This window comes from Massilimicrobiota sp. An142, assembly GCF_002160725.1.
Taxonomy (GTDB): domain Bacteria; phylum Bacillota_I; class Bacilli_A; order Erysipelotrichales; family Coprobacillaceae; genus Allocoprobacillus; species Allocoprobacillus merdigallinarum.
Genome location: NZ_NFLD01000068.1, coordinates 1 through 3,518, shown reverse-complemented (window position 1 = coordinate 3,518; position 3,518 = coordinate 1). Strand labels below are relative to the sequence as shown.

The following is a 3,518-nucleotide window of genomic DNA, read 5'->3' as shown; positions in this document are numbered from 1 at the left end:
TTGCATATATAGAGCTCAAAATCAGGACAAACGCTTTGACAGATGTCACACTTTTTACAAAACTTGAGATTGCATTTGACATGAGTGCATAAATGAGTATGCGTGCAGCTTTTAACATGAGCACAGGTGCCATTTTTACTAAGGGTATTGGAAATTCTCTGTTCAATTCTATGTTTCCTGATTTCTTTGGAAACAGTAGATTTATCTTTTGAAATAGCTGAAGCAATTTTAGAAACGGAATCACCATTTTCTAGCATGGTAAAAATCTCATTACGTTGATCAGCGGTCATATGTTTGTTTTTAGAAATATTTTCATTCATATCATTAATCCAGAAAATGAGGAACAAATAATCAATAACATATAACAAGAAAATTCGTAAGACTAAATTCCACTTTATTTTTTAAAGTAGAATTTACTTTTACAATTAACCAAGAATATATAAACAATGAATAAAAATGCTTTTTATATTTATGGAATTTGAGAATAGTGTTAAAATAGTAGTTATATAGAAAGATAAATATATAAATACTATGTATAATTAGCGACAATACAATAGGTATTTCTAACTATCTTTTCATTTGATTTCTATTTTTTTATCAATTTATATTATTCTTCTCTTTAAAAAATAATATAATCATATAATGAAATTGAATTTTTAAAAAGAGAAGCTTCATGATTGATGAGATAGAAAAACAATTAATCAATGATGTTTTATGAATTGCTGTTGACTTAACTAAAAAAACATCTTAAAACTTTAGATAGTTTTGTCTTAAGGAATATAGTTTTAGTAAGATGAGATGAAAAAGTTCTTTAACTGGAATTTATCCAAAATATTCTTTTAAAATAATTTATATGATGAAAATAGAAAAATAGTAATAATGAAATATAGGATGATTATATATGACAACAAAAGAAAAAATTAAAGATGCTTTTATTGCATTGGTCATTGAAAAACAAACAGTTAAAATCTCTGTCAAAGATATTGTAAAAAGAGCCAAAATATCAAGACGTTCTTTCTATAATTATTATGCAGATCGACAATCTATAACAGAAGATATATATATTGAGACTATAGAAAGTACAATTAAAGAATGTTTTGATAAAAAAATGACTACAGAAATGTTTATTACAGAGATTTATAAAGCTTTTTTTAAAAACAAAAACTTTTTCATCGTTGCTATAAAAGATGATGAACAAAATTCTTTATTTGATACAATTATTGAAAGAAATCAAATAGTATTTTCTTATTTATATAAAGATATTATTCAAAATCAAATCAAATTAGATTATTTATCATATAAATATGCTTCTACTCAAGTGATGCTTCTCAAGAAATGGTTAAATAATGGGATGGTAGAATCACCTGAATTTATGACTGAAGTCTATCTTGATTCACATAAAAATTACGAAAATATGCATGAGTCTATCATTAATAAAAAAACAAACTGGTAGTCTTGATATTACACATTTTATAGAAAATGTAAATTGAACACTTAATCTATTTTGTTAAAATATTTTTAAGGAGGATGTTTTTATGACAAAAATGATGAAATGTGCAATTTATAATTCTGTTCAAAATGTGACTGTTGAAGAGAGACCTATTCCAGAAGTCAAAGAAAATGATGTTCTTGTGAAAGTGTTAAGAGCTGGAATCTGTGGTTCTGATGTTGGTATCTATTATCATGGTGGTGAAAACTATGGTGTATTTCCCGGATCACAATTTGGGCATGAGTTTGTAGGTATTGTTGTCGAAAAAGGAAAAAATGTATCTGATGATATTAAATTAGAAGAAAAAGTATTTGTTGATCCTGTCATGAGTCAACCATATGGAGTTGCTGGTTCAACTATGGCAGGGGCATTTTCTGAATATGCTTTGGTACAAAATGCAAAAATTGGTGTGAATCTATACCCACTTGATGATGATGTCGATTTAGATCAAGCGGTTATTATTGAACCAATGTCTGTTGGAGCCCAAGGAGCATTAGCATTTAATCCTAAACTTGACGACAAGATTGTTGTGCTAGGTGCAGGTCCTATTGGATTAGGGGCTACTGCGGGATTGCTTGGAAGAGGTATAAAAAATGTTGTTGTCGTAGATAGAAATGAATTGAGATTATCCAAAGCAGCATTATTAGGAGTAAAAACAATTAATACCTCTACTGAAAATTTGAAGGATAAATTAATAGAGATTTTTGGTACTTATCCAAGTTATGATCCAATTCCTGATGTGGATATGTATGTAGACGCAGCAGGAGCTCCACCATTATTATCAGAAGTATTTAATTATGCGAGAAATCATACAAAATATGCAATAATCTCAGTATTCCAAAAGGTTGAATTAGAAGGAAGACCTTTTATTGCAGCCCAACCAATTATTTATGGTTCTCAAGGTTATACGCATGAGACAATTGTTGAAGTTATTGATCATATATTAAATAAAAAAACGCCAATTGCTTCTATTATGGTGACACATAAATTTAAACAGGAAGATATCAGTAAAGCATTAGAATTTGCGGCTTCAGGACAAGGAATTAAAGTTATTATTGATTACGAACTATAAAATAATCTTATACAAATAAATAATAATTTTGACCCATGTGAAAATATCATATGGGTTTTCTTTTACAAATTCATATATAGAATATCATATTGAAAATGAAGAAAATATTTCAAATAAAAAAGCATGCTCATAATTCCTCATTTACAAAGAGTCATTGTACAATAAAAAATGAATATTGAATAAACTGAAAAGAGCAAGACTTTATAAAAAATATGGGGTTTATAAATTATAAAATTTATTGAGAGCCCATCATCTTATAAGCGTGATGAAGTTATTCGCTTTGTAGAAGCAAAAGATCATTATGATTTTATTTTCTTTGATTAAAGGGAGCATATTATTGAAAAAGTGTTATTTTAAAATGACATCATGTTTCTTTAGATGTCTTTGTCTTCAACCAAAGAGCTATTCATACTTATGAAAAAGTAGGCTTTAAACATGAGGGTGTATTAAGAGATGCTATCAAAGATGGAGATCAATACGCTGATGATATTTTAATGTCTATTTTAGAAGATGAATGGAGAGAAATGAAATCTCAAAAACATTCATAAACTCTACATATTTTTATGTTATGATATATAAGAGGAGAAGATTTTTATGAAAAAGTTAATAGAAATTTTTGGGCTAGGGGTTTTAATGATTTTAGGTGGTTCATTAGCTGAATATGCTATTTCTTCATTTTCAGTAGTTTTTATTTATAGTGGTGCGTTTGTTTTGATTTGGGGTCTAGGATTATTTTATTGGAAAGTGATTCAAAAAGGTATGGACTGGATTAAAGAACTTAAAAATATTTCAAAAGAATAATAATGAGGCGATAGAAAAATAAAGAATCTATCGCCTATTTTTTATATTATAGGAATTTGGTTTCGTTTGGTTGATAAATGCTTAAAGCAAATATTAACAATGAGCAAATAAAAAGTAATGCACCAGCATTACTCTATTTTTCTGCATGCAAAAACG

At 27.7% G+C, this 3,518-nt stretch carries 4 protein-coding genes; 3 read left to right on the top strand and 1 reads right to left on the bottom strand.

Features of this window, described 5'->3' with window-relative positions:
- Positions 1-320: helix-turn-helix domain-containing protein (locus B5E87_RS14640; protein ID WP_143746917.1), on the bottom strand; the 320-nt coding region annotated here is incomplete at its 3' end.
- 581 nt (positions 321-901) lie between these two features.
- Between B5E87_RS14640 and B5E87_RS14635 the strand changes: the two genes are divergently transcribed.
- The 3 genes from B5E87_RS14635 (at position 902) to B5E87_RS14620 (ending at position 3,362) form a co-directional block, all read left to right on the top strand.
- Positions 902-1,453, top strand: a complete 552-nt coding sequence (locus B5E87_RS14635; RefSeq protein WP_087246138.1) for a TetR/AcrR family transcriptional regulator — start codon at positions 902-904, stop codon at positions 1,451-1,453.
- An 82-nt stretch (positions 1,454-1,535) separates the two neighbouring features.
- Entirely contained in the window at positions 1,536-2,561 is a 1,026-nt protein-coding gene (locus B5E87_RS14630; protein WP_087246136.1) for a zinc-dependent alcohol dehydrogenase, read from the top strand.
- A 594-nt stretch (positions 2,562-3,155) separates the two neighbouring features.
- On the top strand, positions 3,156-3,362 hold the full coding sequence (locus B5E87_RS14620; RefSeq protein WP_087246134.1) for a hypothetical protein: 207 nt from the start codon (positions 3,156-3,158) through the stop codon (positions 3,360-3,362).
- Positions 3,363-3,518: the final 156 nt, after the last annotated feature.